Below are 26,479 nucleotides of genomic sequence, written 5' to 3'. Positions count from 1 at the left end.
GTTATTTATCCTGCTCCTGTTCTTCCTTCATCTCTTTCAGCATACCCTCTATCACATCCCTTGTATATGCCCCTGGAAACTTGCGTTTTTCAGCCGGAAGCTCCTTGATATAGATAGGTTCCCCGTAGCGTATGCACACATGGCTGGGCTTTACGAAGGGCAGGTGCTGTTCAAATATCTCTGCCGTACCCGTGATGGCCACCGGTATAACAGGACATCCGCTTTTCTGCGCAATCTTCAGACTTCCCTCATGGAACGGCAGAAGCCGGGTCAGCTCCTGGTTCTCATTGCGGGTTCCCTCCGGGAATATCCATATGGATACGCCGGATTTCACCTTCTCGATGCCTTCCAGGATGGTCTTTAAGCCCTCCTTTATATCCACGCGGTCCAGGAAGAGACAATTGACCCTCTGCATCCAGGTGCGCAGAAGGGGTATCTTTAACATTTCCTTCTTAGCCACAAACCCGGTCAGCCCCGGAACCGTCATATAACCCACCAGTATGTCAAAGTAGCTCCTGTGGTTGCCCACATAGAGGACAGCCCTGTCTGACGGTATGTTCTCCAGCCCCTGCACCTCATATGTAACGCCTGCCAGCTTCAATATAAAACGGAACACCCCCTGAATCTTTCCAAGACTCACTTTCTGGACTCCCACAGGGTCCGTTTTGGCCCTGAACCTGAGTACGGCCAGTAACGGCACGGAAAAAATCAGGTATAATATGACAGTCATGGCCACCAATATAATACGTATCATTGCCTTCTCCTTTATACATCCTTATTTATATGTCAAGAAATGTTTATTTTCCATTATATCAAAAAGGACGGCTTAAATACAATACCCTGCAACCAGGTTTGTCATTTAATCGCCGCCCTTGGGCTTTGTGAGATATTCAAACAGGAGACCTGTCATAAACCAGAGTGGTGCGAACTTGAGCCGTATGACCCCGCCCACATTATCGGGCCACAGGGAGTAGTCCCATGGACAGATTCCTATACTGGTAAGCCATATACCGGTTATATATTCCGCAATAAAAATCAGAACCATATAAATCAGTCCGTGCCGTATGGACCGGCCAACACGGCTGAGCCTGTCCTGACCTGCGTCCTCCAGTCCCGGAAGACCGGTAAGCCAGCTGTCTATGAACCGGCTTATGGGAAGCAGGAGAGCTCCCATGCCATAGATGGGAAACATGATAAGGGAGGTACGGCCTATAAGCCGCCAGTCCCCGGCCATGATGGAGTCCACTGAGGTAAACATGACCTCCAGACACCATCCTGCGATTCCGCATCTGCAAAAGTTAAGAAATAATTCGTATATTTTATTTTCGTGGTTGATTTGTCCTGTCTGCGCTCTCATAGCCATTAGTATGAGCCTGTGCAGCTGCCTTCTATTCGCAGACAGCTGCTTTTCCAGAACTTTCCGTGTTCCCGGGGCAGGGATTTACCAAGCTGCGGGGATTTTCCCTCTGAAGGGTTCCGGCATCCCCGGGAATCCTCTACAACAGCGGCGACAAAAGGCGGCTGGACTGTTCCTTTATGCGCATCCACAGATTCCTGTCCGCATACTCTTCCCTGGTGATTTCCCGGCAGTGGGGCAGGTCATTCATAAAGGCCTCCTCCAGCTGGCCCGTGACTTCCTCATCATAAATGGTGGCATTGACCTCAAAGTTCAGTTCAAAACTTCGTATGTCCATGTTGGCTGTTCCATAGCAGCTCACCCTTCCGTCTATCATAATGCCCTTGGAGTGAAGGAATCCGTTTTCATACACGTAAACCCTGGCCCCATAGTCCAGAAGCTCCCCTGCATAGGAACAGGTAGCCCAGTACACAAAGGGATGGTCAGGCTTGCAGGGAATCATCAGCCGCACATCCACCCCTGAAAGGGCCGCAATCTTAAGGCTGGAAAATATGGCGTCATCCGGTATGAAGTAGGGAGTCTGTATATAGATATGGTGCTTTGCCTTGTGAAACAGCTCCAGGTAATTATTCCGTATATGGGGCTCCCTGGTATCCGGTCCGCTGGTAATAATCTGCATGCAGACCATCTCGTTTACATGGTCCGGGTCCGGCCACACAGCATGAATCTGGCCGTTCAGCCGGCGTCTGGCATACTCTGCCTCCTCCCCGAAGTAGCGGATTTCCTTAAACAGGTTCTCCCCTGTCACGTAGTTCCAGTCCAGCGCAAAACGGATCTGCAGACTGATGGCTGCCTCCCCTTTTATTTCCAGATGGGTATCACGCCAGTAGCCAAACTTGGGGTCCCGCGATATATATTCACGGCCTATGTTAAAGCCACCCACAAACCCTGTGTTGCCGTCCACCACCACGATTTTCCGGTGGTTTCGGTAATTTACCCTCAGGTTAAGCCATCCCAGGAAGGGAGGAAAGAATACCCCCACCTTGATCCCCGCACTGCGCATCTGGTCCCAGCGCTTCTTCGGCATGAAGCGGCCGCCCATGCCGTCGCACAGGATTCTCACTTCCACGCCTTCCCTCACCTTATCCAGAAGAATGGGGACAATGGAGTCAAACAGCTCATCGTTCTTGATGATATAGTACTGTATGTGGATAAACCTGCGGGCCTGGCGCAGGGCATTTCTCAGGGCCTCAAATTTAGCCTGCCCGTCCGTGTATATCTGCACCTGGTTGTTCACCGTAAGCACAGACCCCGATGTCTCCAGATTATAGATAATCAGGCTCTTAAAATCTCTGGACATGGGGTCCATCATTTCCTCCGGCATGTCGTCGGAGCGTATGATGTCTTCCTGGCTTTTGACCGGCAGGTTCAGCCTGTCGCTGACTTCCTTCACCCGGAACATCCTGCTCTTCTTCATATCCTGGCCAAAGAGCAGGTAAAAGACGATTCCGAACACCGGGATGAAGTACAGGGCCAGAAGCCAGGTCCAGACACTCCTGGGGTCCCTGCGCTGAAAAAATATGATAATAATTGAAAATGCCAGATTGATATACAGCAGGTGGTCCAGCAGCCATCCCCATACCGTCAGTACCGTACTCCAGATTAATTCCATTTTACAGCCTCTCTCCTAATCTGATGCTTCCGTTATATTCCCATCCTCGTCAATATTCAGTTTCACGGTGCAGTACCGGTTTTCATATTTCAGGACCTGCAGGCGGCCTGTGGCCAGATCCGCCTCCACAGAGACGATTCTGGCTCCCTTCTGCCCACCGGATATATAGTCCTTTAACGGCCCGTCGGAATTGCTGAGATCCAGGCCCATTAGCCTGAGAAGCATTCCTCCGGTCAGCTTACCCTTTTCCTTCTCGTCATTCAGATAACGCTGGACCGCGTCCACGCAAATCCGGGCCTCTGTCTGTGCGGTTGCCTCATGGGCAGCGTTTATATAGTTCATCATATTAGGCACCGCGATACACAAAAGTATGGACAGGATTGCAACCACCGCAATCAGTTCCACCAGAGTAAACGCACAATTTCCCTTTTTCTTCATGTCCTTTTTCCTCATATCTTATGCTTCCCGCCTTAAGCCTCCGATAATGGCTCATTGTACCACATATAGGATTTAATTTCCAGACTCAATCCTGCCCTCCCCGGTATCGCCGTCATAAACGGCTTTATACGTTTTGCCGTTTATCTGGCCTTCCCAGTAGGCGCTGTTATCATTCTTGTCAAAATGGTACTCCTCTTTCTCAGATTCCTTTATGACGCCCGCGTCCAGCATGTCCTGCTGTGCCTTTCCCAGTGTATAATTGGATCTGGCATTGGATATGGCTACCTGCTCCGCTGATTTGTCCTGGATTCCCCGGTAGGAAGGCACTGCTATGGCCACCAGTATTCCCAGTATGGCAATGACACAGATTAGTTCCACCAGCGTAAATCCTTCCGTTCTCTTCTTTCCCTTTTTCATATGTATACTCATTATCATGACTCCTCTTTTCTTTTGTACGATTGCAGCTCCCTACTGGACGGAATACAGTATTTTCTCAGCCTCCTCCATATCGGTTTCTCCGTCGGCAGCCATCCTCAGGACATGGTCCCTTAGAGGCATGGAGCCTTTCTTTTCCTGGTATTTGCGGATGGATGAAAGGGGCTCATTATCAAGTATCATGGCCTTAATCTGTTCATCCACATCCATTATCTCATAGACCGCTGTCCTCCCGGTATATCCCGTACCCCCGCAAAGAGGACAGCCCGCAGACCTCCACAGCCTGTCTGGAATATGTCTCCCCCGCTCCGCAAATATCCTTTGCTCCCGCTCGTCCGGCTCGTAGGGCTGACGGCAGTTGGGACAGAGCAGCTTTACCAGTCTCTGGGCTATGATTCCGGACAGGGAAGCCGCTGCCATATAAGGAGGAACTCCCATATTGCGGAGTCTGTGAATGGTGGAAGCGCAGTCATTGGTATGAAGGGTGGACAGGACCAGATGTCCTGTGATGGCTGCCCTGACTCCGATGGCCACTGTCTCCTCATCCCTCATTTCGCCTACCATGATCACGTCCGGGTCCTGTCTTAAGATGGATCGCAGGGCAGACGCAAATGTAAGGCCGGCTTTGGAATTGACCTGAACCTGGGTAATTCCGTCCATAACTTTCTCAGCCGGATCCTCCACTGTAACTATGTTGATCTTCTTTTTCACCATCCGGTTTATGGCAGCGTACAGGGTGGTTGTCTTTCCGCTTCCAGTGGGACCTGTCACCAGGACCATACCGTGAGGCGCCTTAAGGATATGCTCAAATACAATCCTCTGTTCTTCCTCCATTCCCAGACGCCTTATATCCATCAGCGAGTTATTCCTGTCATTTCCCAAAAGCCTGAGAACTGCTTTCTCTCCATAAATGGAGGGAAGGGTGGAGATTCTCAGGTCCGTGGACACCTCACCCCGCTCATAATGATATTTTCCATCCTGCGGAAGACGCTTTTCCGCAATGTCCATACCGGCCATCAGCTTAAGCCTGGTTATCATGGGACGGTGATATTCCATTTTAAGCGTAGTATGGACCATTAGGTCCCCGTTGATTCTGATGCGGATGACCAGATCATTCTTTCCCGGCTCCACATGAATGTCACTGGCATTTTTATGGAAGGCCTCCTCTATGACCGTATTGACCATGCGTACCACAGGAGCGCTTTCCACCCGTTCCATGAAGGCCAGCTCTGAAACAGAGGCTTCCGCAGCCGCGCCAACTCCCACACCGGGCCTCTCCATTGAAACATATGGATTCTCTCCGTATACGTGCTCCGGTGCGGAACCATAGGCCTTTTTAAGCGCCTGCTTCAGTTCCTTCTCCGGCGCCAGCACTGCCCTGACCTTCATACCGGACAGGGTTTCCACCTCATCCAGCACATCGGGAGACACCGGATAGGCTGCCGCCACTATAAGACACTCTTCCTCAAAACTCATGGGAAGAATCCGGTTTCTCACGGCAAAGGACGGCTCAATCACGGCCGCTGACTTACGATCAGCCTTGAGAGGGCCAAAAGGCGCCACCTCCATATGGTCCCTGGCAGCTGCACAGGTCAGCAGTGCTGCTTCTGTAACATAACCGAACTCTGTCAGTATTTCCTCAATGGAGCATTCCAGCCTTCCCTGCTTAAGACGCATGGCGCGGTCCAGCTGGCTCCGGGTCAGATATCCACTGTCAATCAACAGGTTTTCTATAGGTATTTTATCTGGCACTGTTGTCTCCTCTCCCTTCCATATGGTATACTTTCGCCAGGCAGCAGTTTATGACGGAAGCGAGGTAATACCATGGTTTTTATCTATTTTGTATTATACGGACTGTTAGGCGCAGTGACAGGCAGCTTTCTGAATGTCTGTATCCTGCGCATACCTGCAAACCAGAATTTTGTAACCGGGCGTTCCCACTGTCCGGCATGCGGCCATGTACTGGCCTTTTACGATATGGTTCCTGTTCTGTCCTGGTTATTTCTAAAGGGCCGGTGCCGGTATTGCAGGGCCCCTGTTTCCATTCAGTATCCGGCTGTGGAGCTTCTCACTACATCTGCCTTTCTCCTGTGTCTCCTGGCAAAAGGGCCAGGTATGGAGTCAGCCCTTATGTGTATGTTTTCCAGTATTCTTATTACAGCTGCATTTATAGACGCACGGCACATGTACATACCTGACGGCATCCATATCCTGATTCTTATTCTGTGCTGTATCTCACTGGCAGCCGGATCCGGACCCGCCATTATTAACCGGCTGGGCGGCTCCCTTCTGGCAGGCGGTTTCCTGGCTCTTGTAAATCTGCTTAGCCGGGGAGGCGTTGGCTGGGGCGACGTAAAGCTCTTTGCTGCCAGCGGTCTGCTGATTGGCGCAGCTCCTGCAATAACGGCCCTTCTGATGGGCTATGTCGCAGCAGGCCTTTGGTATGCAGTTCCTCTTGTGCGGGGAAGGGTTGGCCGAAAGACGCAGATACCTATGGCCCCGTTTTTTGCAGTGTCCCTGATGGTATGCGGTCTTTGGTTCAGACAGCTGTTCCTGTGGTATCTGGGTTTTTTCCGGTAATGGACCACACCCGTTTCATTTCTCATGGTCAGCTGCCTTCATAATAGCGGTATACACCGTTTCCATTCAGATAAACTTTTACTTCCGGGTCATCCCCTCTGCTGGAGCGGTACGGTTTGCCAATGACCATCACGGATCCGTCCCGGTCATCAAATACAATGTCCGCCATCATGGAAAAGCTGTACCCGCTGCTCTCTACCCTGGTGCGGACCGTGGCCAGGGATTTAAGGGGATGCGCTGTCAATGTAATGTCAATTGTTGTTGTGCTGTCTGTTATGTTACTGTCTGTAGTAAAACCGTCTGCCGCAGGGGCATCCGCCGCACCATCATCTGTGCCGCCGGAATCCTCTGAACATCCCTTTCCGCGGACCACATATTTCTTGTTCCCCAATGCATGGTACAGATACCGTTCCCAGCGAAGTTCTTCCTCTGCATCCGTTGTATCCGTGTCCTCCTCCGAAGAAAAGGATTCTGCCTTAAGTTCCCCATCTTCCCCTTCCTCAGCCTCTTCTTCGTCCATCATTGCATCAAATTCTTCCCTGACCCTGTCGCAGTCTTCCTGGAAATTCTGCCAGATCAGATTCATGGCCGGGGACTCCCCACTGCTTACTGCCTCGCAGAAGGAGCGGTGGATGGTCTTGGCGGAGAGCTGGGCCTCCATATAGCGCCTGTTTTTCAGGGCAGCTTTCATATTGTACCGGGAAATAGCCATATATCCGCTGGACAGCACAGCTAAAAGCGTCATGAGCAGTACCACATACATCAGGCTGCTTCCACGGGTATGCCCATTATTTTTTCTTACTGTTCTTCTCCTGCCCATCATGTCCCGCCTTCCCAATCCATGGTATAACCATACATGGAACCGATGGCCGTCTTCTGCTCATATATAACATCCCCGTCCTTCTTCACCTTTATGCTCACTTTGGCCCGCGTATTCTTTGTTCCGCTAAAATCCAGCTCTAATTCCATACCGCCCAGTTCCGCCACTTCTAATTCCTCGGCGGAGATACTCGGCCAGTCCTCCACCGGCGGCAGTTCTTCATAATATGACCTGCCCTCCTTAATATCCGGAATCTTCTCTCTGTCCCTTACATAGTACGATATCACACCTGTATCTTGGTAATCGCAGAAAAATACATAGCCGTACCTCAGCTTTTCCTCCAGACCGCGATACGCCTCGCTGCACATGGCCTTTGCCTGGGAAAGCCGGTCCAGCTCATAATACAGCTTCATCTGCGGATGGATGAAACCGGAAATAAATACAGCCAGGACTGCGGCAATGGCCAGCGCAGCCACTGTCTCAATCAATGTAAATCCTCCGTTGTTCTTCCCTGTCCTGCTTTCTTTCGCCATATTCCCCGCCTTTATCTGTGCCTGTAAAATGTCATATGGTTGCCTGTATCCTCCTCCGATTCAGTGATTTCATACTGTTCAAATATTTTCCCGGACTCCGTTCTCTTCTTCCAGGCCAAACTCCACTGCAATGGTTTCTCCCGTAGGCTCTCCCTCCCCTTCGCCGGCCAAGGCGCTGAGGTTATAATTAGACTGTTCCAATCTCTGCTCCCCGGACAGCTGGCCTGCATTGGCAGCCGTCATCATCAGAAACCCTGTACAGACAACTGCCAGGAGGGCAGTTGATACCACAATCTCAATCAGAGTAAACCCTCCTCTGGATGACCTGTTAACCGATTTCTTCATAATAATACCTGACCTCCACGATTCCCTTCATTCCCTGATACGTTTCCTGTCCATCCTCTCCGCTCTCATACACAGCTTCCACATCCATAAAGCTTACCAAAACACTTTTCTGTTCCCTGTATATTTCATCTGCAAACGTCATCACACCCTTTGGGTCCGGACATTCTATTTCCATGGTAATGACTGATTCCTTTACCGTCCTGCCAGCTGGCCCGCTTTCCACGGCCGGCTTCCCGCTTTCCTCCGGGTCATCGCTTTGCGCGTCATAGGTTTGCGTGTCATAGGAAATTTCTGCCGCAGCAGCTCCGCCTATACTCATGCGGCGTATGCTTACCCCTGCCCTGGCTGCCATGTCCTGCAGGCTCCTGTCCATAAAAATATCATCAATATCCCGGTAGAAGAAATCCTCTGTATTCCTTAAACGCTCCCATTCCTTTAACTTCTGTTCCAGTTCCTCATAATGGCTCAGATAAAATTCCATTTCCTCCCTTTCCTGATTCCCGCTTTCCATCAGCTCCATGGACTTCCGGTATCCGGCGCGGCACGGCCAGATAAATACTTCCAGCGCCACAGCCCAGATAATGATGGTGAACAATACACCTATGAGAAACCGCTCCCTGCTACTGAGCTTCATCCTGTCCTCCCATTCCCAGAGTTCCGTAAACAGTTGCGTATATCCGCTCTGTCTCCCTGTCCTCTGCGCTCTTTTCCCACAGGCTGTGTCCTACCTGCCTGAAAATCCCGGAATGTTCCACCCTCTCCACGTAGGCCGGTACATCCTCAGAACGATCCATGGACACCACCATCTGAAGGTAAGGCCCCTCGCCGTCAAAGGAAATGGATTCAATTCTCATCTCCGGATTCATGGCCTCTGTAAATGCCCTGAATTCATTCATGCCCAGCAGATTCTTTCCGGCCAACAGCGCCTTCTCTGTCCGTGTTTTCTCCCTGTCAGCCGACATTTCACCTATTCTTTCTTCCATCTCCATGGATTTACGGACACGGGTCTTATACTCTGTTCCTTCCATGGCATACTCTGTCCTGGCCAGCGCTTTCCCTGCCGCATGGTCCACATAGGCCGCGTGAAAGGACAGTCCCGCCGCCGCCAATCCATTGGCAAGCAGGAATAAAGCCCAGCCTCTGGTCATAAACGGCCCGCGGCCCAGAATAGAGTTCTTTCCATCCTCATATCCCCGTTCCTCCAGTTCCAGAGCCTTTCTCTTTCCCTCCAGGGAACCAGCCACACAAACTGCCAGACATACAGCGTCCACTGGTTCCGGCATTCTGACACTGCAAGGTATCTTAAACCGTCCGGACATATATTCAGCCGCTGCCTGTGCGTCAGGAATACAGGATGTCATGAGTACCATACAATCCGGGACAGGAACATCTGACGCCGCAGTACAGTCCTGTATCAGCTCCTCCACCTGCTCCGCCATCTCTTCACAGAGCATGTCCACTGCTCCCTCCCGCAGAAAACAGCCGGCCTTCAGGCCTGTCATACGGCATGCCAGACAATGTCCGCCTGACAACACATAAAAGCCCATGCTGGCCTGGTTCACATCCAGCAGAAGAACCCGCTCTTCCCTCCATAGCTCCCTGGCCATAATGGCCATACAGTCAGGCAGGACCAGGACACGGCCGCATATCATCTTCCCGTCCTCCACGGCCTTCTTATACGCATCCAGACTGCGCTGTTCCATATAGTAGGCAGTAACATCCGCCATTGTCCTGCCGGTTTTCGCCCTCAGATCCAGGGCTGCTGCATGGTTTCCAAAATCCGGGTCCAGCAGGGACATCTCATTGACTGCCATTCTTTTCATGGCGTTCTTTCCTGCCTTTGGAATGGCAAAGCTCATCATCCTGACATCCCGTCCAGCTATCAGATTGACACGTTTCCCCTCCATGCCGTATTTTTCAGCAAGACGCGTCAGGGCCGATGCCACATCAGGCACCGGCTCCACGAATTCCCACTCCACTATTTCCAGGCAGCGGCGAAGCCCGGAACCCGCACACCGTTTAAACCTGCCGCGGACATAACATATCCTGTCCTCTTCCAAACATATGTAATATTCCATTTTCTACCTCTTACAGCATTGACGAGTACATGTTAAATACAGGCATCATGATGGCCATGACCACACTGCCTACCACCAGGGCAAGTATGAGAATCATGGCTGGCTCCAGAAGGGCAATCATCTGGTTGACTGCCCTGGCTGCCTCCTTTTCATAAAAACTTCCCGCATCCTCCAGCACCATATCCAATGCGCCTGATTCCTCTCCTGCTGCCACCATAGAGATGAGCACCGGCTGGAACAGATTCAGCTCATCCAACGCCTGGGACAGCATCACGCCTCCTTTTAAGCTCTCCGCAACCTGGACCAGTCCCTTCTCCACATATGAGTTTCCCATGACCCGCCCTACGGTGTGCATGGCATCCAGAATTCCAATTCCGCTTCCGTAAAGCACGGCAAAGGCAGATGCAAAGCGGGATGTATATACGGTGCTTAAAAGTTTTCCTATTATTGGAGTATACAGCACAGCCCGGTCTGCCTGCAGCCGGACAAAAGGACATGTTAGAATCCCCTTGAACAGGGCCATCAATACCAGAATAAGCATAATGTAGAGAACCCCGCGGCTGCGGAGGCTGAAACTGAGCCTCATCATCATCCGGGTAATCCAGGGCAGCTCCTGCTCCTGCAGCATGGAGGCAAACTGCGGAAGAACCGTGGTCAGCATAAATACGGCGGCTAACACGGTAATAGAAAACAATATGACCGGATACGTCATGGCCGCCCGCACCTTGCCATTTAATTCTTCCTCCCGGCCGTAGTACCCCGCCATCTTATGGAGCAGTTCATCCAGCCTTCCGCTGGACTCGCCCGTGCGCGTCATATAAACCAGCAGATTAGGAAATACTCCCTTCATCTCCTCCATGGCTTCTGACAAGGTACGTCCCTTGTGTATGCTCTCCCTGAGTCCGGCAAGCGTCACCTTAAGGGTCTTATCCCTGGCAGACCCCGCGCTCACCTCCAGAGCTCTGGACAGCGGCACTCCGGCTGTCAGCATGGCTGCTAACTGCCTGCACAGCAGAGGAAGCTGTCTCTGATTCAGCTTTGCCGGACGCGCTGAGGGTGTCCGCTCCAGCGAGCTGTATTCATAACAATAGAGTCCCCTGGATTTAAGTATGACGAAAAGAGCCCGGCCGCTGTCTGCCTTCTCGGTTCCACAGTGAACTCTTCCATCTTCACTTTTCGCCCTGTATCTGTAACGCGGCATGGTTCCCCTCCCCCTTTCCATATGGCATTCATATGTACAAAACCGGCTTTATCTGATATAAGTCAGACAAAGCCGGCCGCAAAACACTTATATATGATTTTATTAACGGAAACTATTCTGAGTCGGCTCATATTGGTAGCCAATACCAGACAGTACAGATATAATTCTGGACTTATCCGCATCCAATGCCTGGCACATCTCGTCCAAAGAACTATAATTGTCACGGAGCTGCGTGTTTACATAACTCAGCAAAATAACTGGGTCTTTCGGAATGGTACTCACAATTTTTACCTGCTTTCTATTACCTCATATTGATTAAATCCACATCAAATACCCTATATCTAGTTCTATTCCGGCTATAGGTACACCGGCTTTCAGCAGAAACGATTATATCACCTGCAAGTAACGTTTTCAACATGAAATTAGGGTATTTTCCCTACTTTTTTCGTCATTCCCAGAAGTTGATGTAATTATATTTCTTCATTAGAAATTTTCTGAAAAATACCTCCTAATTTATGGAAAAAAGCAAGGGAGAGAACCTGTTTGCGCAGATTCGCTCCCTCACCTGTATCTTCATATATATTTATCTAACATCATTCCACATATGCAATCAGCCGTGTTTTGTCCTCGTCCACATCTATGACAATGGTGCTTCCTTCCCTGACTCCGTCACCCAGTATAATTCTCGCTGCCAGGGTCTCCACATTCTTCTGGAGATAACGTTTCAGGGGACGGGCACCATAGGCCGGATCATATCCCTTATCCGTTACGAATTCCTTGGCTCCCATTGTCAGCTCTATGGTCAGTTCCCTGTCGGCCAGACGTTTATTCAGGTCTGCCACACAGAGATCCACAATTCTTGCGATATCCATTCTGGTTAAGGGCTTAAAGAGTATGGTTTCATCCAGACGGTTTAAGAACTCCGGTCTGAAATGGGCGCGAAGCTCATCTATAACCATATTTTCCACCTGGGGCCTGATGTTTCCGTTCTCATCAATTCCTTCCAGCAGATACTGGGAACCGATGTTGGAGGTGAGGATAATGATGGTATTCTTAAAGTCCACGGTCCTGCCCTGGGAATCCGTGATACGTCCATCATCCAGGACCTGCAAAAGTACGTTAAACACGTCCGGATGGGCCTTCTCCACTTCGTCAAACAGCACCACGCTGTATGGTTTGCGGCGCACGGCCTCTGTCAGCTGTCCTCCCTCGTCGTATCCAACGTATCCTGGAGGCGCTCCGATAAGACGCGACACGGAATGCTTCTCCATGTACTCGCTCATATCAATCCGAATTATGTTGGACTCGTCGTCAAACAACGCCTCGGCAAGGGCTTTGGCCAGCTCCGTCTTACCTACACCGGTAGGCCCCAGGAACAGGAAGGATCCGATTGGCTTGGTGGGGTCCTTGATGCCTGCCTTGGAACGGATGATGGACTGGGTTACCAGCTGCACGCCTTCATCCTGGCCCACCACACGTTTGTGAAGAACCTCATCCAGATGCAGGGTCTTGCTTCTCTCACTTTCTGTCAGCTTGGCAACCGGTATTCCGGTCCATTTGGATACGATTCTTGCAATCTCATCCTCTGAAACGCTCTCCCTCACAAGGCTTAAGTCCTCATTGCGGATGCGTTCCTCTTCCGCCTGCAGCTCCTTCTGAAGCTCCGGCAGTCTGCCATACTGCAGCTCCGCCGCTTTATTCAGGTCATACTTCTGCTGTGCGTCCTGAATCTCCCTGTTTACACTCTCTATCTCTTCCCTGAGGGACGAAAGACGGTCCACACTGGCCTTTTCATTCTCCCACTGGGCTTTTTTAGACGCGAACTCATCGTGAAGCTCAGCCAGCTCTTTCTGGAGATCCGCCAGGCGGTCCTGGCTCAGACGGTCTGTTTCCTTCTTAAGGGCTGCTTCCTCTATCTCCATCTGCATGATTTTCCTGGACATCTCATCCAGCTCCGCAGGCATGGTATCCATCTCAGTCTTAATCATGGCGCAGGCTTCATCCACCAGGTCAATGGCCTTATCAGGCAGGAAACGGTCGGTAATATACCGGTCGGACAGGGTGGCTGCACTCACCAGAGCAGAGTCTGTTATCTTCACTCCATGGAATACTTCATAGCGCTCCTTAAGTCCCCTCAGTATGGAGATAGTATCCTCCACCGTGGGTTCATCCACCATCACCGGCTGGAATCTTCGTTCCAGCGCAGCGTCCTTCTCTATATACTGGCGGTACTCATTGAGTGTGGTGGCGCCGATACAGTGAAGCTCTCCCCTGGCCAGCATGGGCTTTAGCATATTGCCCGCGTCCATTGACCCCTCTGTCTTACCTGCCCCCACAATGGTATGCAGCTCATCAATGAACAAAATAATCTGCCCGTCGCTCTTTTTTACCTCTTCCAGCACAGCCTTCAGCCGTTCCTCAAATTCACCCCTGTACTTGGCTCCCGCCACCAGGGCTCCCATGTCCAGGGCAAAGAGCTTCTTATCCTTCAGTCCGTCCGGGACATCCCCCCGCACGATTCTCTGGGCCAGACCTTCCACCACGGCTGTCTTGCCCACGCCGGGCTCACCGATAAGCACCGGGTTGTTCTTCGTCTTACGGGAGAGGATACGGATAACATTACGAATCTCGCTGTCACGGCCGATAACCGGGTCCAGCTTCTGGTCCCTGGCCCGCTCCACCAGGTCATATCCGTATTTGGCTAATGTATCATAGGTGGCCTCAGGATTATCGCTGACCACCCTCTGGTTGCCCCTTACTGTGGACAGTGCCTGAAGAAATGTCTCACGGGTTATATTATATAACTTGAATAACGCCTTGATTTCCTTATTGGGATGCTTTAAAAGAGACAGGAACAAGTGCTCCACGGATACATATTCATCACCCATGGCCTTTGCCTCGTCCTCTCCGCTTATGAGCACCTTATTCAAATCACTGCTGATGTAAAGCTGGCCGCTGCCGCTTACCTTGGGCAGATGCTCCACTGCCTGCTTTGCCTCATTGGAAAACATATCTCCCTGTATTCCCATCTTGGTAATCAGCTTAAGAATCAGGCTGTCCTCCAGGGTCAGCAGGCTGTACAGAAGGTGCTGCTCATCAATCTGCTGGTTTCCGTATTCATATGCCAGCTTCTCACAGTTCTGAACTGCTTCCATTGACTTCTGAGTAAATTTATTAATATTCATTGCCCATTCCCCTTTCTTCTCTGCCGCCTCTGACCAGAATGCCTGTGTGTATCCTCCGGAAGCAGCGGCCTACGGAATTGTGCTTTGTCATCTTTGTTCTAGTCGTACTATAACACATGTTGTTAGCACTGTCAAGGGTCGAGTGCTAATTATTTTAAATAAAAAATGCCGCGGCACAGTCCTTATCTGTCTGTGCCGCGGCCAGCTGCATCTTCTCTACTTCACGCCGGTAGCTGTAATTGTCTTGTTTGTAAGGGTTCCCTCGTAGATAACAGTTGCGGTATCCCCTACCTTCAGTTTGTCAAACATGCCTTCTTTTCCCAGGAAGGTAAACAGGGTATTCTCCGGGTCCGCTGTGTCGATGACCACATAATCCGCCCCAACTTCTGCCACCTTGCCGGAAAGAGTATTGATCTTAGCGTCTTCTGAGTCCATGGCATCCTCGGTCACAATTTTGGTGGCCACCGGTTTGTCGGTCTCGTCTTCCAGGTCCCCGTAGTAGGTCACATCTGCCTGTACTCCGGACTTGATGCCGTCCTTGGATACCTTCTGCGCAATCTTGGTGTTAAAGGTATATGTACCCTCGTCCGTGGTCAGGGTCAGGGTATTGTCGTCTGCTTTCTCTACGGTTCCTGTGACAATGTCATCCTCCTCAGCGGCTGCCTCTTCCGCTGCCTCTGCTGCTGCAGATGTAACGATATCCACTGATTTTGCCTTGGTGGTGTCTGCGGAAAGCTCACCTGCGTAGGCAACCTCTACCTCATCACCTTCTCCAATGGCATCTGCGCCTTCAATCTTAGCCTCAGATACATCAAACTTCACTTCTTTGCCTTCGTCGTCCTTAACGGTAACCACCTTATCAGCTACCTCTCCCACAAAACCATAGAAGTATTCCAGTTCCATATCGTCTTCTGCTTCTGTCGCTTTCTCTGTCTCAGTCTGGGATGCTGTAGTAGTTGGGGCCGCTGTAGTTTCTTTATTGCCGGAAGAACAAGCTGTCATCCCCAATGCAAGTGCCAGGACTGCAACTGCCAAATAGTGTCTCTTCATAATAATCTCCTCTTTTCTAAATCATGATATGTCATATACTATGCCAGGACGGGCAGCATATTCCCCCTGCCTTTGTCCACGTTACATATTACTACGAAAAACACTATTTTACTATGTCTTTTTCTTTAATTTTTCATAAAAGTTTAAATACTCCCCAGTTTTCTGATGGACTCTGATACCAGTTTTTTGAAGAGAGGGGCCATTTTATCCGACGCCTCCTGGACCTCCTTGTGGGACAGAGGAACGTCTGTCATACCACAGGCCAGATTGGATATACAGGATATACCGCATATCTTCATCCCCATGTGATTGGCCGCCACTGCCTCGCAGGCCGTACTCATGCCAACTGCATCCCCGCCCAGTATCCTGCACATTTTCACCTCATGCGGGCTTTCGTAGGCAGGTCCTGTAAGCTGCACATAGACCCCCTCCTGTATCCTGATTCCAAGCTCAAGAGCAGTGGAGCGGATAATATCCCTCAGGTCCTCATCATATATATGGCTCATATCCGGGAACCTTGGTCCCAGCTCCTCCAGGTTCGGCCCCACCAGCGGGGAGGGGACAAAGCAGGATATCTGGTCCTTTATGAGCATAAAGTCCCCTGCCCCATAATCATAGTTGACTCCGCCGGCCGCATTGGTCAGAAAGAGGATTTCCGCTCCCATAAGCTTCATAAGACGGACAGGCAGGACCACATCTGACATGGGATAGCCCTCATAATAATGGACCCGTCCCTGCATCAGCACGGCCGGAACCTCATTTATACGGGCGAACACAAACCTGCCCTTATGTCCGGGTACCGTAGATACCGGAAATCCCTCTATATCGTGGTAATCAATGGTCCCCTGGATTTCCAGCTGCTCCGCATAGTCACCAAGACCGGACCCCAGCACCAGTGCCACCTTAGGTTCAAAGGGAATCTTATCTTTTATGCTGTCATAGCAGTTTCTCAGCTTGTCATACACAGGATTTGTCATATCTGTTCTCCTTTTCTAACGGGAGTTTATCCCTCCCTTGTTATGTGAAGTATATCATACCTGAGCCGCAGGGCTCAACCTTTTATGCGAGGCAGGCATCTTCTTCGGTGCTCCCGCCGGTTCTGCCTGTACCACACTGCCAAAAGAGCCAGCAGTCCCACGCCTATGCCTATGAGTCCAGCCCCCACCGTTATGACAAAACCGCTGCGTACCCAGTACCAGAGACTTCCTTCCGGGCCTTCACCCTGAATCTCCGGCGCAGGTACATGTTCTGCCCCCTGAGCTGTCTCCAAAGCTGCAGGAGAAACCGCGGAAATCTGCCTGTAAACCATCTCCAGCTCTTGGGTTTCCGGTTTAATCCAGCTGACTTCCCCTTCATATTCAGCCTCATAGTCCCTAAGGAGCTTTTGTCCCCAGACCATGGCCTGGCGGCACATTCTCCCCTCCTCATCCTCGTATGACTCCCCATACCAGTCTGCGGAGAGTATGCGGTACTCCAGGGGAGACAGGCCCATAAACTCCAGCAGCTGTCCCCCCATGGACACGCAGGTCTCTAAAACCGCGTCCCCCGGTATAACCAGGGAACCTCCATGGTATTCATCCGCACCGTAGGCGTGAAAGGTGACAGGCACCGTAAATCCATCCTGCCACTCCTCTCTTACAATCCGGCTTTTCCTCAGGAACAGGGTTCCCTCTGCCTGGCTTCCCGATACATCCTCCTTCAAAGAAATGGACCCTGGAATCTCTTCAGCCCCTTCCACACCAGTATACACCATCTTCCGCTCCAGACGCCGGCTGACATCCTGTCCTGGAATTGTCACTATCTCCCAGGAATCCAGCCGGTACTCCTTTCCATCACCGTCCCAATACCGGTCAGCCGGCTCCCGGATTCCACCGTCCTCTGCCGTCTCCACATCCCGGGTGATCCGAAGCTCTGCGCCATAACCTTCCTCCTGCGGTTCCTGCGCCGCCATGGCCGCCCCGCTGCCTGACAGCCAGAATACAGCTGCCGCCACGGCAGTCACAGCAAGCACAACCCTGCCCATTTTACCTCTTATATTCAACCGTCTTTCCGGCGGTATTCCTTTCTCTCTATATGCCATAAGCATTCCTCCCGGCTATCTGCCATTTTACAAACTGCCGGAGAACAGTATACAAATCATATGAATATGTCAATGTGCACAGATGAAAACTGCCTGCTAAAATGGGAAACACGGGTTTCAGAAGAAAACCTCGCCTCTGTGCAGACGCACAGCCAGATGTCTGAAGAAAACAATCTGTGGTCTTATTATACATAACCTGAGAACAAGAATCAAGGGTAATTCCGATATTATTCACCTCATATGGAGGGACTTATATGCCGGGCCTGATATGCCGGGACGCTCAATCAATCCCCGGCCCCCATGGACAGCAGGGCGGACAAAAAGACGGTATCCCCTCTCCGCTAGAAGGAATACCGTCTCTAATTTACCTGCCTCTGCACTGTCAGCTGAAGAATCACGGTCTGAACTGGCTGTACTTGTGTCCGGGAGCAATTCCTCCCCTGTAGGCCGCCAGCTCGCTTACTGTCACCAGCTGATATCCCCGCGCTGTCAGTTCCGGAATCAGCACCACCGCCGCATCTGCTGTTGTACTGTAGATATCATGCATCAGTATGATATCCCCATCCTTTACCTGGCTCAGCACGGTGTCAATGGTCCTCTGCGCATTCCTATGCTGCCAGTCCCTGGTATCAATGGACCACATGATGGCGGGCATACCCATAGAGCCCAGCACGTTAAGGGATGCCCCATCAATATATCCGCCCGGCGGGCGCATAAGGACCGGTGATACGCCGCAGACAGCCTGGATCTTCTGGTTGGTAGATCCCACCTGGCTTACAATTCCCTCTGCACCGATTTTAGTCAGGTATTTGTGGTCATGGGTGTGGTTGGCAACCTCGCATCCCTGGTCCACCATGCGCTTGATTACGCCTGCATTGGCGTTCACATTGGAACCCAGCATGAAGAATGTTGCCCTTCCTCCATTGGCCTGCAGACTGTCCAGTATCCGGCTGGTCACGGATGTCTTGGGTCCGTCATCAAATGTAAGGGCAATCATGGGCCTGGATGGGTCAATTCCATGGGAAACCACCGGTTCCGCAGGAATCCCTGCACCCTTAGCCGTGATGGAAGCCCGTATGCCGTCCACCCTGAGACCTGCCCCCTCCTGTCCGGCAGACGCGCCATTGGCCGCCCAGTCTGTCCAGGCGCCGTTCTGAAGTACTTTATAGTATAAATCATATGCGGCTGCGCCGCTGCCAGTCAGTTCCATGCGTATGGATTCCAGAGGCATGACGCCTTCTGCTCCTCCTGTCTCAGCTCCGTCCTCCGCCCAGGAGAGCCAACCCGTACCGCTCAGATTCACCTGGTAGCGAATGCCCACCTGTGTACCGTCCGGAATATGAATCAGATTAGCCTTTACGGCAGTGACCCATGAGTTGACCGGGGCTGAACACAAATTGTTATCAGCCGTGACCGCGCTCCATCCCTGCTGCAATATAAAAGCACTGTAATTCACCTGGAGAGGTTCCTGGCCCGTAACCGGCTGTGCGCTCTGTTCCTGGCCCACCGGCTGAGCTGTCTGGCCCTCAGCCTGGCCTGCCTGTCCCTCCGTCTGGCCTGCCTGTCCCTCCGTCTGGCCTGCCTGTCCCTCCGTCTGGCCTGTCTGGCCCACCGGCTGTACTGCCTGGCCTTCCGCCTGGCCTGTCTGGCCGTTCTGGCCCTCCGGCTGTACTGTCTGCCCCCCAGCCTGACCCGGCTGGCTGTCATTCTGTGCTGCCACACCCGGACCTGTCTGGGCCGGCTTAGCCGCACCTACCCCCGTACTGCCGGCAAATGCCGTCATTCCCTGCATACTTAAAATAATTCCGGCTGCCAAGACAGCAGCCAGAATCTTCGACTTTTTCCCACATCTGATCATTCACATTCTCCTCGCATCATGTCTTTATTTGAGGAAATAACATCCTCACCGAACACGGTCCTGCATAACATCACATATTCCTTGAAATACAGGTGGTCCTCCAACTCCTTCAGAGCATGGGCTATCCCCCAATAGTACCGGGCATGCTTCTGCTTATCCTTTTCATTAAACCGCTGCCATATGGCATCGCCCACCACCAGATAATCCCTGGCTGTACAGCGCATGTTGCTGAGCTTGTCCCCCAGAGCCAATATCTTAATGTCCCTGGAAGCCGTGCAGAGATGTCTGACCGTACGGGTCTTTCGCTCCTGCCAGCTGCGGCTTTTATCCTCGCTCTCATCCACTACCAGATCCGCTACTCTGGAACCAAACTTGTCCTCCAGTTCTTCCCTGGTAACTCCTGCATCTTCCATAACATCATGAAGCAGCGCTGCCGCAATAATTTCCTCATCATCCGTAAAGGCGGACACAATCACTGCCGTCTCCATGGGATGCGTGATGTACGGAATCTTCGTGCCCTTTCTGAAAGCTCCCTTGTGGGCTTTATCTGCAAACGCAGCCGCTTCTCCAATCATAGGTCTTACTCCTTCTGTGATAGCACTATTTATATTCCTTATGTACCTCTCCCTTTGATGTCAGGAATCATACCTATCATAACATATTCAGGCGGCATTTTGAAGGGTATTGTGGAATCTTTGCCATTTTCCAAGTTAAACTTGTAAGAAAAGAGAATTTCTGATATGCTATAGAAGTATTTTTTCCGCAATACTTAAGGAGGATAATTCATGGATCGTCATTCGTCATATTCGGCTCCCCGCAGCGAACGTGCTTCCGGTTCTTACGGCGGCAACCGCGGCAGAAGCACCAAACGCAACACCTATAATAAACGTTCATGGAACGATAACAGAAAACTGCATACCCTGGTATTCTACATACTCCCCTTTATCCTAATCAATCTGGTCATATTCATTGTGGCCACATCCAAACCAAAGATAGAGTATGATGTATCTGACACCAGGGATTACCGCAGCGTGGATATATCCATCCGCATACGTTCCCTTCTCCCCATACGCGAAACCAGCGTCACCATGGAATCCCAGCCCCTTGAAATGGAAAAGGAAAAGGGAGTCTACACTGCCACCCTGACCAGCAACGGAACCCTGCAGATATATGTGAAGGGATGGAACGGAATGTCTACCAGACTGTCTGACACCATTCAAGCCCTGGACGATATGGCGCCTACCATACAGGAAGATTATGTGATGGAAAACGGCATTCTAACCATTACAGCGGAGGACAGCCAGTCCGGTATTAACTTTGATGCTGTCTATGCCACGGATGAAGAGGAAAAGACTGTCAAACCCAGCCATATTAATAAAGAATCCGGAGAGATCACCTTCCCCATGGATACTCAGACCCTTGTAGTATTTGTGGCGGATTACGCGGGCAATACCATAAAAAGCTCCTATTTCAGCGTAAAAGACGGCATAGACCTCAGCGGCCGTGACAAGGAATTCCCTTCAGACGGCACCAACGGCACTAACGGCAGCAGCTCCAAAGGTTCGGGCACGGATAAGGAAACCAGCAAGGCCAAGGAAAGCACCAAGGCCAAAGAAACCACCAAGGCCAAGGAGACCACCAAAGCCAAGGAGACTACCAAGGCCAAGGAAACCACCAAAGCCAAGGAGACTACCAAGGCCAAGGAGACCACCAAAGCCAAGGAGACCACTAAGGCCGCAGAATCCACTAAAGCCGCAGAATCCACCGCAGCCACAACAGCTGCCCTGTCTCCCGCCGACCCCCAGACACCATCGCCTACTCAGTCGTCACAGGCACCGTCTCCCACTCAGGCGCCGCAGGCACCATCACCTACTCAGGCATCACAGGCACCGTCTCCTGATAACGGTTCGGGGGATAATGTCACCATCGTACCCCTGGGCTGACACTTATCTGAGTCTATCTGTAAAAAAATCAATCAAAATAAGACCATGGATCCACTGCACGGACCATGGTCTGTTTTTTGCTCTATATTCTAATTCATTTCTATCCTGTCCAATCTGAAGCCTGTCACTGTCTGCCCGCGTCCATGATATCGTCAATAATATCCACATATTCAGAACAGTATTTTTCGTACATAGGGGCCGCGGCTTCCTGGAACCGTTCTTTCTCCCTGGCATCCAGCTCCGTCACCACGCATCCGGCTCTCCTGACCCTGTCCTCTGAGGTCTTCTCACGCTCATCCCACAGTTCACGCTCATACAGGGCCGATTTCTGTGCACAATCCCGTATAATGTTCCTGTATTCCTCCGGCAGCTTATCCCAGGTGGACTGGGCTGCCAGCTGGAGTTCCGGAACCCTGGTGTGTTCATCCAGGGTGAAATATTTGGCCACCTCATAATGCCTGGTGGACTCATAGGAAGGCCAGTTGTTCTCGGCCCCGTCTATCTCCCCTGTCTGCAGGCCTGAATATACATCCCCAAAAGCCATGGGCACCGGCGTGGCACCCAGAGCCTGAATCGTATCCATCATCAGTTCAGATTCCTGGACCCTGATTTTAAGCCCCTTCATGTCGTCCAGGGACTCAATGGGCCCGGCCGTACTGTAGAAATTACGGGCGCCTGCATCATACCAGGACAGCGGCACCAGGCTGGAACCGCCGAAGGAATTCATGAAATCCGTGCCAATGGGCCCCTCTAACACCTTCCACATGTGCTCTCTTCCTGTATACAGATAGGGCATCTGAAGTACATTCAGCTTGGGCACAAACTCAGCCAGGGGCGACAGGGATACCCTGGCAAAATCCACCCCGCCAAACTGAAGCTGTTCAATCACTGTTTTCTCGTCTCCGAGAACACCGCCCGCATTGACCTGTATCTCCACCCTGCCCCCGGTCTGTTCATGTACCAGCTCTGCAAATTTATAAGCTCCCTGGGTGGTGGGATAATCCTCCGCCTGATTCTCAGCATATGTCAGGACGAACTCCGGAACTGTCTTCTGCGCCGTGCTGTCCTTGCTTCTGCCTGCACAGGACGCGGCCAGAATCATTACAGCGGCGCAGCCCATGAGGTAAATCACATTTTTTCTCAAGCAGCCGTCCCTCCCTTCGCATATATCATACCCCAGTTACCAGACCCGGTCAAGGAGGGCCTGTCCTTTAATTATGCACATTCCTGCCTTCCACCTTAGAGGAGGCATAACGGTAAAATTCTTCTTTCTCATTTCCAAGCACACGGTTTGTAAATATAAATCCATGGGTGGTATCGCTGAATATAATAATCATGGCAGGTTTCCTGGATATCCTTTTTACCGACTTCCACGGCAGCTGCGACGTGTCATCGCCCACCCGGATGTAAAGCCCGTTGTCGTCAATAGAAACCTGGGTGTCCTGGGTAATCCCCGCCGCCTGCTTCTTTGCCTTGGCATAAATCATAAGCGGCTGGATAACTGTAAAAAGGCAGCACCCCAGCACAATGAGACACCTCACGATCCCCTGGGCCTGGTCCCACCTGGAGAAGCCCAAGGCAAATGCCGCCACTGTAAATATGATATTACAAAGTCCTGCCAGCGAACCGTATATATAATACATGGAAAGCTGCCATAAATCCCGCGCTGTTGTCCTGTATGTGTATTTGTATCTCATTCATATGCTCCTTGTACGGATGTCCTGAATCTTAACAGAGTGGCGACATGGCCGCCACTCTGAACTTTCATTATAACATGATAAACTGCTTTCCGGTATTCATTTATTAGTGGGCCAGTACAGATGGAAGCCACATGCTGACAGCCGGAATAAAGGTAATCAGCAGCAGGGTGATAATCATACACACATAGAATGGAAGCGTAGCCTTAACCACCCGCTCCATGGGCACCTTGGAAACCGCAGAGCCAATGAACAGAACAGCGCCAACAGGAGGTGTCAGAAGTCCGATACCGCAGTTAAGCACTACCATGATACCAAACTGAATCGGGTCCAGACCAATGGATGTGGCGATAGGCAGCAGGATAGGGGTTGCAATCAGGATGATTGGCGCCATATCCATGATACATCCGAGCACCAGAAGAATCAGGTTCAGCAGCAGGGCCAGAATAATGGGGTTATTGGTCATGCCGGTGATTGCGCTGGCGGCCAGGATAGGCACATGCAGCTGGGTCAGGCAGAATCCGAAAATATTGGATGTGGCAATGAGAATCATTACAATGGACAGGGTGTCCACGCTGTCTCCCAGGACTCTCCATACGCCCTTCCAGTCCAGTCCCCTGTAGATAAACACGCTGACAATCAGGCTGTAGATAACAGCAACTGCTGCGGACTCTGTGGCCGTAAACACACCGCCCACCACGCCGAATACAACTATCAGCACAGCTGCCAGAGCCCAGAAGGAAACACTCAGCTGCTTAATCAGGTTGATGATGCTGAACTTCTCGCCCTTAGGGTAATTACGCTTAACGGAAATGATATAGGATCCTATCATCAGCGTTACGGCCAGCAGTGCTCCCGGTATATATCCTGCCAGGAAAAGGCTTCCCACGGAGATACCGCCTGCCGTGGTGGCATAGATAACCATATTGTGGCTGGGAGGCACCAGCAGTCCCTCACAGGATGAAGTGATGGTTACTGCTGTTGAGAAATCGTCATCGTATCCCTGGTCCACCATCATGGGAATCAGGATGGAACCAAGAGAAGCCGTATCTGCAGAAGCAGAACCTGAGATACCGCCAAAGAAATAAGAAGCGACAATATTAACCATTGCCATGCCGCCCCGCATCCATCCCACACATGCATTGGCCAGTGCAATCAGCTTTTCGGAAATACCGCCGGAACCCATCAGGCATCCCATGGTGATAAAGAAGGGAACAGCCATCAGGCTGAAGGAGCTGATTCCCTTTACCATCTGCTGGCAGATGGTAGTCAGGTTATGTCCCTGGAACAAAAGGCAGAACACAGATGAAAGCGCCACCGCATAAGCGATGGGGAACCGTAAGAATACCATCAGGAAGAAGCTGCCCAGCAAAACCAGAATTGCCATGCTATTTGCATCCATTACTCCATCCCCTCCTTTACAAAGAAACTCTTAACATGATTGTATAAGGCCTCTACTTCAAAAACCAGCATGGCCACGCCGGCCAGAGGCACCGGGAAATACATCCAGAACCTGGAAACCTTGGGCATGCTCACATAGGTACCTTTGGAGCCGATTCCTGTTGCATACTTCCAGCCCACTGTAATCATGATTACCGCCAGCGCAAGTACTGCCAGGTCAGCGATGATATCAAGGCTCTTTACCACCTTAGCGGGCAGATACCGGTCAAATGCGGTCATGCGGATATGGGCGCCTCTTCTGATGGCAAGAGCTGCCGAAAGCACTGCCATATAGGACATGCAGGTCAGAACAACCTCTTCACTCCACGCAGGATCGGGAATGAACGAAATGTACCTTCCTGCCACAGCCATGGTGGTGATAAGGATATCCACTACCAGAAGCAGCTTGCAAAGGAACAGTACAACCCTGTATGTCATATCATATGCAGGCCTGATTTTATCAATCTTTTGAAATATTGCAGGCATATTGATTCCCCTTTCAAAAACTACAGGCACAGAGTTTATTCATTTGCCCTGTGCCTGTCTGATTGCCGTTTATTATTTGTTCATGTCAAGAATCTGCTGATACAGTTCAGCCTGGTCCTTTGTAGAAGACTCGATGATGCCTTTACAAGCATCCTGCCATGGCTTGATATCAGGAACCTCAACCACGTTGATGCCATCGGCCTTTAATTCCTCAAGCACCTTGTTCTCAGCTTCCTCAGAAATGGTTCTGTTGAACTGGGATGCAACCTTGCCGGCTTCCATCAGGATGTTCTGCTGCTCTTCTGTCAGCTTATCCCATGCTTCATCTGTGATGATAACCTGGATTGCGCCCAGTGTATGGCCGTCCAGAATCAGGTTTGGAGCAACTTCCTGGAATGCGTTGGACTTGTAGTTTGCGATTGGCTGCTCAGCACCGTCCACAACACCGGTCTGAAGTGCGGAGTACAGTTCGTTAAAGGAAACAACCGTTGGGCTTGCGCCGAGGCCTTCCACCATACCATTCATAATCGGGTCATTGGACACACGCAGCTTCATGCCCTTTAAGTCGTCTAAGCCCTTAACTTCCTTAACTGTGAAGAAGTGACGGAAGCCTTCCTCGCCGTAGTACAGGCCTCTTACGCCAAGTCCGTTGTCATGAGGTTCCATGAGGAATTCAGGAGCCAGTTCGCTGTCAGCAAACTTCCAGAAGTGGTCACGGTTTGCAAATGTATAAGGAATGGACAAAAGCACGGACTTCTCAGCGCCGTAGCTTGTCAGGGCAAATGCGGAAATACGGGAAATATCAATGGTGCCGCCGCCGCCAAGCATGGTATCCAGAACGTCGTTCTCTGAACCAAGTACACCGCTGGCCTGCAGGTCAATCTTAATCTTGCCGCCGGACAGTTCCTCAACAGTCTCCTTAAATTTGGTATCAGTCTGTCCCACAATGGTGTCTAACGGGTTAACCTCTGCCATAACCAGAGTAACCTCAGGCATGTCGCTGGTATCAGCTGCTGCCTCGGTATCAGCTGCTTCTGTCTTTGACTCCTCAGCAGCATCCCCCTCTGCCTTTGCGGCCTCTGTAGGTGCCTCAGTTGCTGCGGGAGCCGCTGTGGTTGCATCAGGGCTCTTTAAGCCGCAGCCTGCCAGGGAGCCGGCTACCATTGCTGCACACAACGCGGTACTAATCCATCTTTTTTTCATGAAACGTGTCCTCCTCTTAATACTTATAATCTCTCGGAATCTCTAAGCCAGTAAATATAAGGCTTTCAGATTCCTTTT

At 51.2% G+C, this 26,479-nt stretch carries 26 protein-coding genes; 2 read left to right on the top strand and 24 right to left on the bottom strand.

Annotated elements, in window-relative coordinates:
• Nucleotide 1 precedes the first annotated feature (1 nt).
• From LI015_RS22170 to LI015_RS22145, 6 genes are all read right to left on the bottom strand, one after another.
• Nucleotides 2-754, bottom strand: coding sequence for a lysophospholipid acyltransferase family protein (locus LI015_RS22170; protein ID WP_227126396.1), 753 nt, complete (start codon nt 752-754; stop codon nt 2-4).
• Nucleotides 755-859: 105 nt separating this feature from the next.
• A complete protein-coding gene (locus LI015_RS22165) occupies nt 860-1,363 on the bottom strand; it encodes a putative ABC transporter permease (RefSeq protein ID WP_002568919.1) in 504 nt (167 codons plus the stop codon).
• Nucleotides 1,364-1,496: 133 nt separating this feature from the next.
• Nucleotides 1,497-3,029 (bottom strand): cardiolipin synthase, encoded by a 1,533-nt coding sequence (gene cls, locus LI015_RS22160; RefSeq protein ID WP_002572927.1) that lies wholly within the window; start codon nt 3,027-3,029, stop codon nt 1,497-1,499.
• A 15-nt stretch (nt 3,030-3,044) separates the two neighbouring features.
• A complete protein-coding gene (locus LI015_RS22155; protein WP_002568921.1) occupies nt 3,045-3,467 on the bottom strand; it encodes a type IV pilin protein in 423 nt (140 codons plus the stop codon).
• Nucleotides 3,468-3,539: 72 nt separating this feature from the next.
• Nucleotides 3,540-3,896 carry a type II secretion system protein gene (locus LI015_RS22150; RefSeq protein WP_227126395.1) on the bottom strand — a complete coding sequence of 119 codons (357 nt, stop codon included), beginning with the start codon at nt 3,894-3,896 and terminating at the stop codon, nt 3,540-3,542.
• Between the two features lie 39 nt (nt 3,897-3,935).
• Nucleotides 3,936-5,654 carry a GspE/PulE family protein gene (locus LI015_RS22145; RefSeq protein ID WP_227126394.1) on the bottom strand — a complete coding sequence of 573 codons (1,719 nt, stop codon included), beginning with the start codon at nt 5,652-5,654 and terminating at the stop codon, nt 3,936-3,938.
• A 72-nt stretch (nt 5,655-5,726) separates the two neighbouring features.
• Here LI015_RS22145 and LI015_RS22140 point away from each other — a divergent pair, with 72 nt between their 5' ends.
• Nucleotides 5,727-6,482: a prepilin peptidase gene (locus LI015_RS22140; protein ID WP_227126393.1), complete on the top strand. Its 756-nt coding sequence runs from the start codon at nt 5,727-5,729 to the stop codon at nt 6,480-6,482.
• 28 nt (nt 6,483-6,510) lie between these two features.
• Here LI015_RS22140 and LI015_RS22135 read toward each other — a convergent pair whose 3' ends face one another.
• The 13 genes from LI015_RS22135 to LI015_RS22075 all read right to left on the bottom strand — a co-directional run bounded on the left by LI015_RS22135 (nt 6,511) and on the right by LI015_RS22075 (nt 20,207).
• Nucleotides 6,511-7,305, bottom strand: coding sequence for a hypothetical protein (locus LI015_RS22135; RefSeq protein ID WP_038270208.1), 795 nt, complete (start codon nt 7,303-7,305; stop codon nt 6,511-6,513).
• Nucleotides 7,302-7,835, bottom strand: a complete 534-nt coding sequence (locus LI015_RS22130; protein WP_002568926.1) for a prepilin-type N-terminal cleavage/methylation domain-containing protein — start codon at nt 7,833-7,835, stop codon at nt 7,302-7,304. The genes LI015_RS22135 and LI015_RS22130 overlap by 4 nt, the downstream gene beginning before the upstream one ends.
• A gap of 78 nt (nt 7,836-7,913) precedes the next feature.
• Nucleotides 7,914-8,180: a type IV pilus modification PilV family protein gene (locus tag LI015_RS22125; RefSeq protein ID WP_227126392.1), complete on the bottom strand. Its 267-nt coding sequence runs from the start codon at nt 8,178-8,180 to the stop codon at nt 7,914-7,916.
• A complete protein-coding gene (locus LI015_RS22120) occupies nt 8,164-8,814 on the bottom strand; it encodes a hypothetical protein (RefSeq protein WP_118019054.1) in 651 nt (216 codons plus the stop codon). Before LI015_RS22120 ends, LI015_RS22125 begins: the two co-directional genes overlap by 17 nt.
• Nucleotides 8,801-10,258, bottom strand: a complete 1,458-nt coding sequence (locus tag LI015_RS22115; RefSeq protein ID WP_227126391.1) for a hypothetical protein — start codon at nt 10,256-10,258, stop codon at nt 8,801-8,803. Before LI015_RS22115 ends, LI015_RS22120 begins: the two co-directional genes overlap by 14 nt.
• A 10-nt stretch (nt 10,259-10,268) precedes the next feature.
• Nucleotides 10,269-11,459 carry a type II secretion system F family protein gene (locus LI015_RS22110; RefSeq protein ID WP_002568930.1) on the bottom strand — a complete coding sequence of 397 codons (1,191 nt, stop codon included), beginning with the start codon at nt 11,457-11,459 and terminating at the stop codon, nt 10,269-10,271.
• 102 nt (nt 11,460-11,561) lie between these two features.
• Nucleotides 11,562-11,741: a DUF4250 domain-containing protein gene (locus LI015_RS28875; RefSeq protein WP_002586814.1), complete on the bottom strand. Its 180-nt coding sequence runs from the start codon at nt 11,739-11,741 to the stop codon at nt 11,562-11,564.
• A 311-nt stretch (nt 11,742-12,052) separates the two neighbouring features.
• Entirely contained in the window at nt 12,053-14,644 is a 2,592-nt protein-coding gene (clpB, locus tag LI015_RS22100) for an ATP-dependent chaperone ClpB (RefSeq protein ID WP_117626951.1), read from the bottom strand.
• Nucleotides 14,645-14,860: 216 nt separating this feature from the next.
• Nucleotides 14,861-15,694: a hypothetical protein gene (locus LI015_RS22095; protein WP_002572932.1), complete on the bottom strand. Its 834-nt coding sequence runs from the start codon at nt 15,692-15,694 to the stop codon at nt 14,861-14,863.
• Between the two features lie 143 nt (nt 15,695-15,837).
• On the bottom strand, nt 15,838-16,671 hold the full coding sequence (locus LI015_RS22090) for a purine-nucleoside phosphorylase (RefSeq protein ID WP_002568933.1): 834 nt from the start codon (nt 16,669-16,671) through the stop codon (nt 15,838-15,840).
• Between the two features lie 74 nt (nt 16,672-16,745).
• On the bottom strand, nt 16,746-17,774 hold the full coding sequence (locus LI015_RS22085; RefSeq protein ID WP_227126390.1) for a hypothetical protein: 1,029 nt from the start codon (nt 17,772-17,774) through the stop codon (nt 16,746-16,748).
• A gap of 394 nt (nt 17,775-18,168) precedes the next feature.
• Nucleotides 18,169-19,632, bottom strand: coding sequence for a polysaccharide deacetylase family protein (locus LI015_RS22080; protein ID WP_227126389.1), 1,464 nt, complete (start codon nt 19,630-19,632; stop codon nt 18,169-18,171).
• Nucleotides 19,629-20,207: an HD domain-containing protein gene (locus tag LI015_RS22075; RefSeq protein WP_227126388.1), complete on the bottom strand. Its 579-nt coding sequence runs from the start codon at nt 20,205-20,207 to the stop codon at nt 19,629-19,631. The genes LI015_RS22080 and LI015_RS22075 overlap by 4 nt, the downstream gene beginning before the upstream one ends.
• Before the next feature lie 210 nt (nt 20,208-20,417).
• Here LI015_RS22075 and LI015_RS22070 point away from each other — a divergent pair, with 210 nt between their 5' ends.
• On the top strand, nt 20,418-21,575 hold the full coding sequence (locus LI015_RS22070; RefSeq protein ID WP_227126387.1) for a hypothetical protein: 1,158 nt from the start codon (nt 20,418-20,420) through the stop codon (nt 21,573-21,575).
• A gap of 124 nt (nt 21,576-21,699) precedes the next feature.
• On the opposite strand, the gene LI015_RS22065 is transcribed toward LI015_RS22070, so the two are convergent.
• The 5 genes from LI015_RS22065 to LI015_RS22045 all read right to left on the bottom strand — a co-directional run bounded on the left by LI015_RS22065 (nt 21,700) and on the right by LI015_RS22045 (nt 26,401).
• Nucleotides 21,700-22,719: a TRAP transporter substrate-binding protein gene (locus LI015_RS22065; RefSeq protein ID WP_002568939.1), complete on the bottom strand. Its 1,020-nt coding sequence runs from the start codon at nt 22,717-22,719 to the stop codon at nt 21,700-21,702.
• Nucleotides 22,720-22,786: 67 nt separating this feature from the next.
• Nucleotides 22,787-23,272 carry a YcxB family protein gene (locus LI015_RS22060; RefSeq protein WP_002568940.1) on the bottom strand — a complete coding sequence of 162 codons (486 nt, stop codon included), beginning with the start codon at nt 23,270-23,272 and terminating at the stop codon, nt 22,787-22,789.
• 106 nt (nt 23,273-23,378) lie between these two features.
• Complete coding sequence (locus LI015_RS22055) at nt 23,379-24,674, bottom strand: TRAP transporter large permease (RefSeq protein WP_002568941.1); 1,296 nt, start codon at nt 24,672-24,674, stop codon at nt 23,379-23,381.
• Entirely contained in the window at nt 24,674-25,198 is a 525-nt protein-coding gene (locus tag LI015_RS22050) for a TRAP transporter small permease (protein WP_002568942.1), read from the bottom strand. The genes LI015_RS22055 and LI015_RS22050 overlap by 1 nt, the downstream gene beginning before the upstream one ends.
• Before the next feature lie 72 nt (nt 25,199-25,270).
• Nucleotides 25,271-26,401, bottom strand: a complete 1,131-nt coding sequence (locus LI015_RS22045) for a TRAP transporter substrate-binding protein (RefSeq protein WP_002568943.1) — start codon at nt 26,399-26,401, stop codon at nt 25,271-25,273.
• Nucleotides 26,402-26,479 lie beyond the last annotated feature (78 nt).

The organism is Enterocloster sp. 210928-DFI.2.20, from assembly GCF_020554465.1.
In the GTDB taxonomy this organism is placed as follows: Bacteria; Bacillota; Clostridia; order Lachnospirales; family Lachnospiraceae; genus Enterocloster; species Enterocloster bolteae.
Note: the sequence above shows the minus strand (reverse complement) of the source record. Positions and strands in the feature narration are given on the sequence as shown.

Coding starts and splice junctions, on each gene's coding strand:
- LI015_RS22115 (WP_227126391.1), bottom strand. CDS start 10,258: ATGGAATATTACATATGTTTGGAAGAGGACAGGATATGTTATGTCCGC.
- LI015_RS22110 (WP_002568930.1), bottom strand. CDS start 11,459: ATGCCGCGTTACAGATACAGGGCGAAAAGTGAAGATGGAAGAGTTCAC.
- LI015_RS22135 (WP_038270208.1), bottom strand. CDS start 7,305: ATGATGGGCAGGAGAAGAACAGTAAGAAAAAATAATGGGCATACCCGT.
- LI015_RS22045 (WP_002568943.1), bottom strand. CDS start 26,401: ATGAAAAAAAGATGGATTAGTACCGCGTTGTGTGCAGCAATGGTAGCC.
- LI015_RS22125 (WP_227126392.1), bottom strand. CDS start 8,180: ATGAAGAAATCGGTTAACAGGTCATCCAGAGGAGGGTTTACTCTGATT.
- LI015_RS22120 (WP_118019054.1), bottom strand. CDS start 8,814: ATGAAGCTCAGTAGCAGGGAGCGGTTTCTCATAGGTGTATTGTTCACC.
- LI015_RS22090 (WP_002568933.1), bottom strand. CDS start 16,671: ATGACAAATCCTGTGTATGACAAGCTGAGAAACTGCTATGACAGCATA.
- LI015_RS22130 (WP_002568926.1), bottom strand. CDS start 7,835: ATGGCGAAAGAAAGCAGGACAGGGAAGAACAACGGAGGATTTACATTG.
- LI015_RS22150 (WP_227126395.1), bottom strand. CDS start 3,896: ATGAGTATACATATGAAAAAGGGAAAGAAGAGAACGGAAGGATTTACG.
- LI015_RS22140 (WP_227126393.1), top strand. CDS start 5,727: ATGGTTTTTATCTATTTTGTATTATACGGACTGTTAGGCGCAGTGACA.
- LI015_RS22080 (WP_227126389.1), bottom strand. CDS start 19,632: ATGATCAGATGTGGGAAAAAGTCGAAGATTCTGGCTGCTGTCTTGGCA.
- cls (WP_002572927.1), bottom strand. CDS start 3,029: ATGGAATTAATCTGGAGTACGGTACTGACGGTATGGGGATGGCTGCTG.
- LI015_RS22070 (WP_227126387.1), top strand. CDS start 20,418: ATGGATCGTCATTCGTCATATTCGGCTCCCCGCAGCGAACGTGCTTCC.
- LI015_RS22165 (WP_002568919.1), bottom strand. CDS start 1,363: ATGGCTATGAGAGCGCAGACAGGACAAATCAACCACGAAAATAAAATA.
- LI015_RS22095 (WP_002572932.1), bottom strand. CDS start 15,694: ATGAAGAGACACTATTTGGCAGTTGCAGTCCTGGCACTTGCATTGGGG.
- LI015_RS22155 (WP_002568921.1), bottom strand. CDS start 3,467: ATGAAGAAAAAGGGAAATTGTGCGTTTACTCTGGTGGAACTGATTGCG.
- LI015_RS22060 (WP_002568940.1), bottom strand. CDS start 23,272: ATGAGATACAAATACACATACAGGACAACAGCGCGGGATTTATGGCAG.
- LI015_RS22050 (WP_002568942.1), bottom strand. CDS start 25,198: ATGCCTGCAATATTTCAAAAGATTGATAAAATCAGGCCTGCATATGAT.
- LI015_RS22055 (WP_002568941.1), bottom strand. CDS start 24,674: ATGGATGCAAATAGCATGGCAATTCTGGTTTTGCTGGGCAGCTTCTTC.
- LI015_RS22170 (WP_227126396.1), bottom strand. CDS start 754: ATGATACGTATTATATTGGTGGCCATGACTGTCATATTATACCTGATT.
- LI015_RS22075 (WP_227126388.1), bottom strand. CDS start 20,207: ATGATTGGAGAAGCGGCTGCGTTTGCAGATAAAGCCCACAAGGGAGCT.
- LI015_RS22085 (WP_227126390.1), bottom strand. CDS start 17,774: ATGGCATATAGAGAGAAAGGAATACCGCCGGAAAGACGGTTGAATATA.
- clpB (WP_117626951.1), bottom strand. CDS start 14,644: ATGAATATTAATAAATTTACTCAGAAGTCAATGGAAGCAGTTCAGAAC.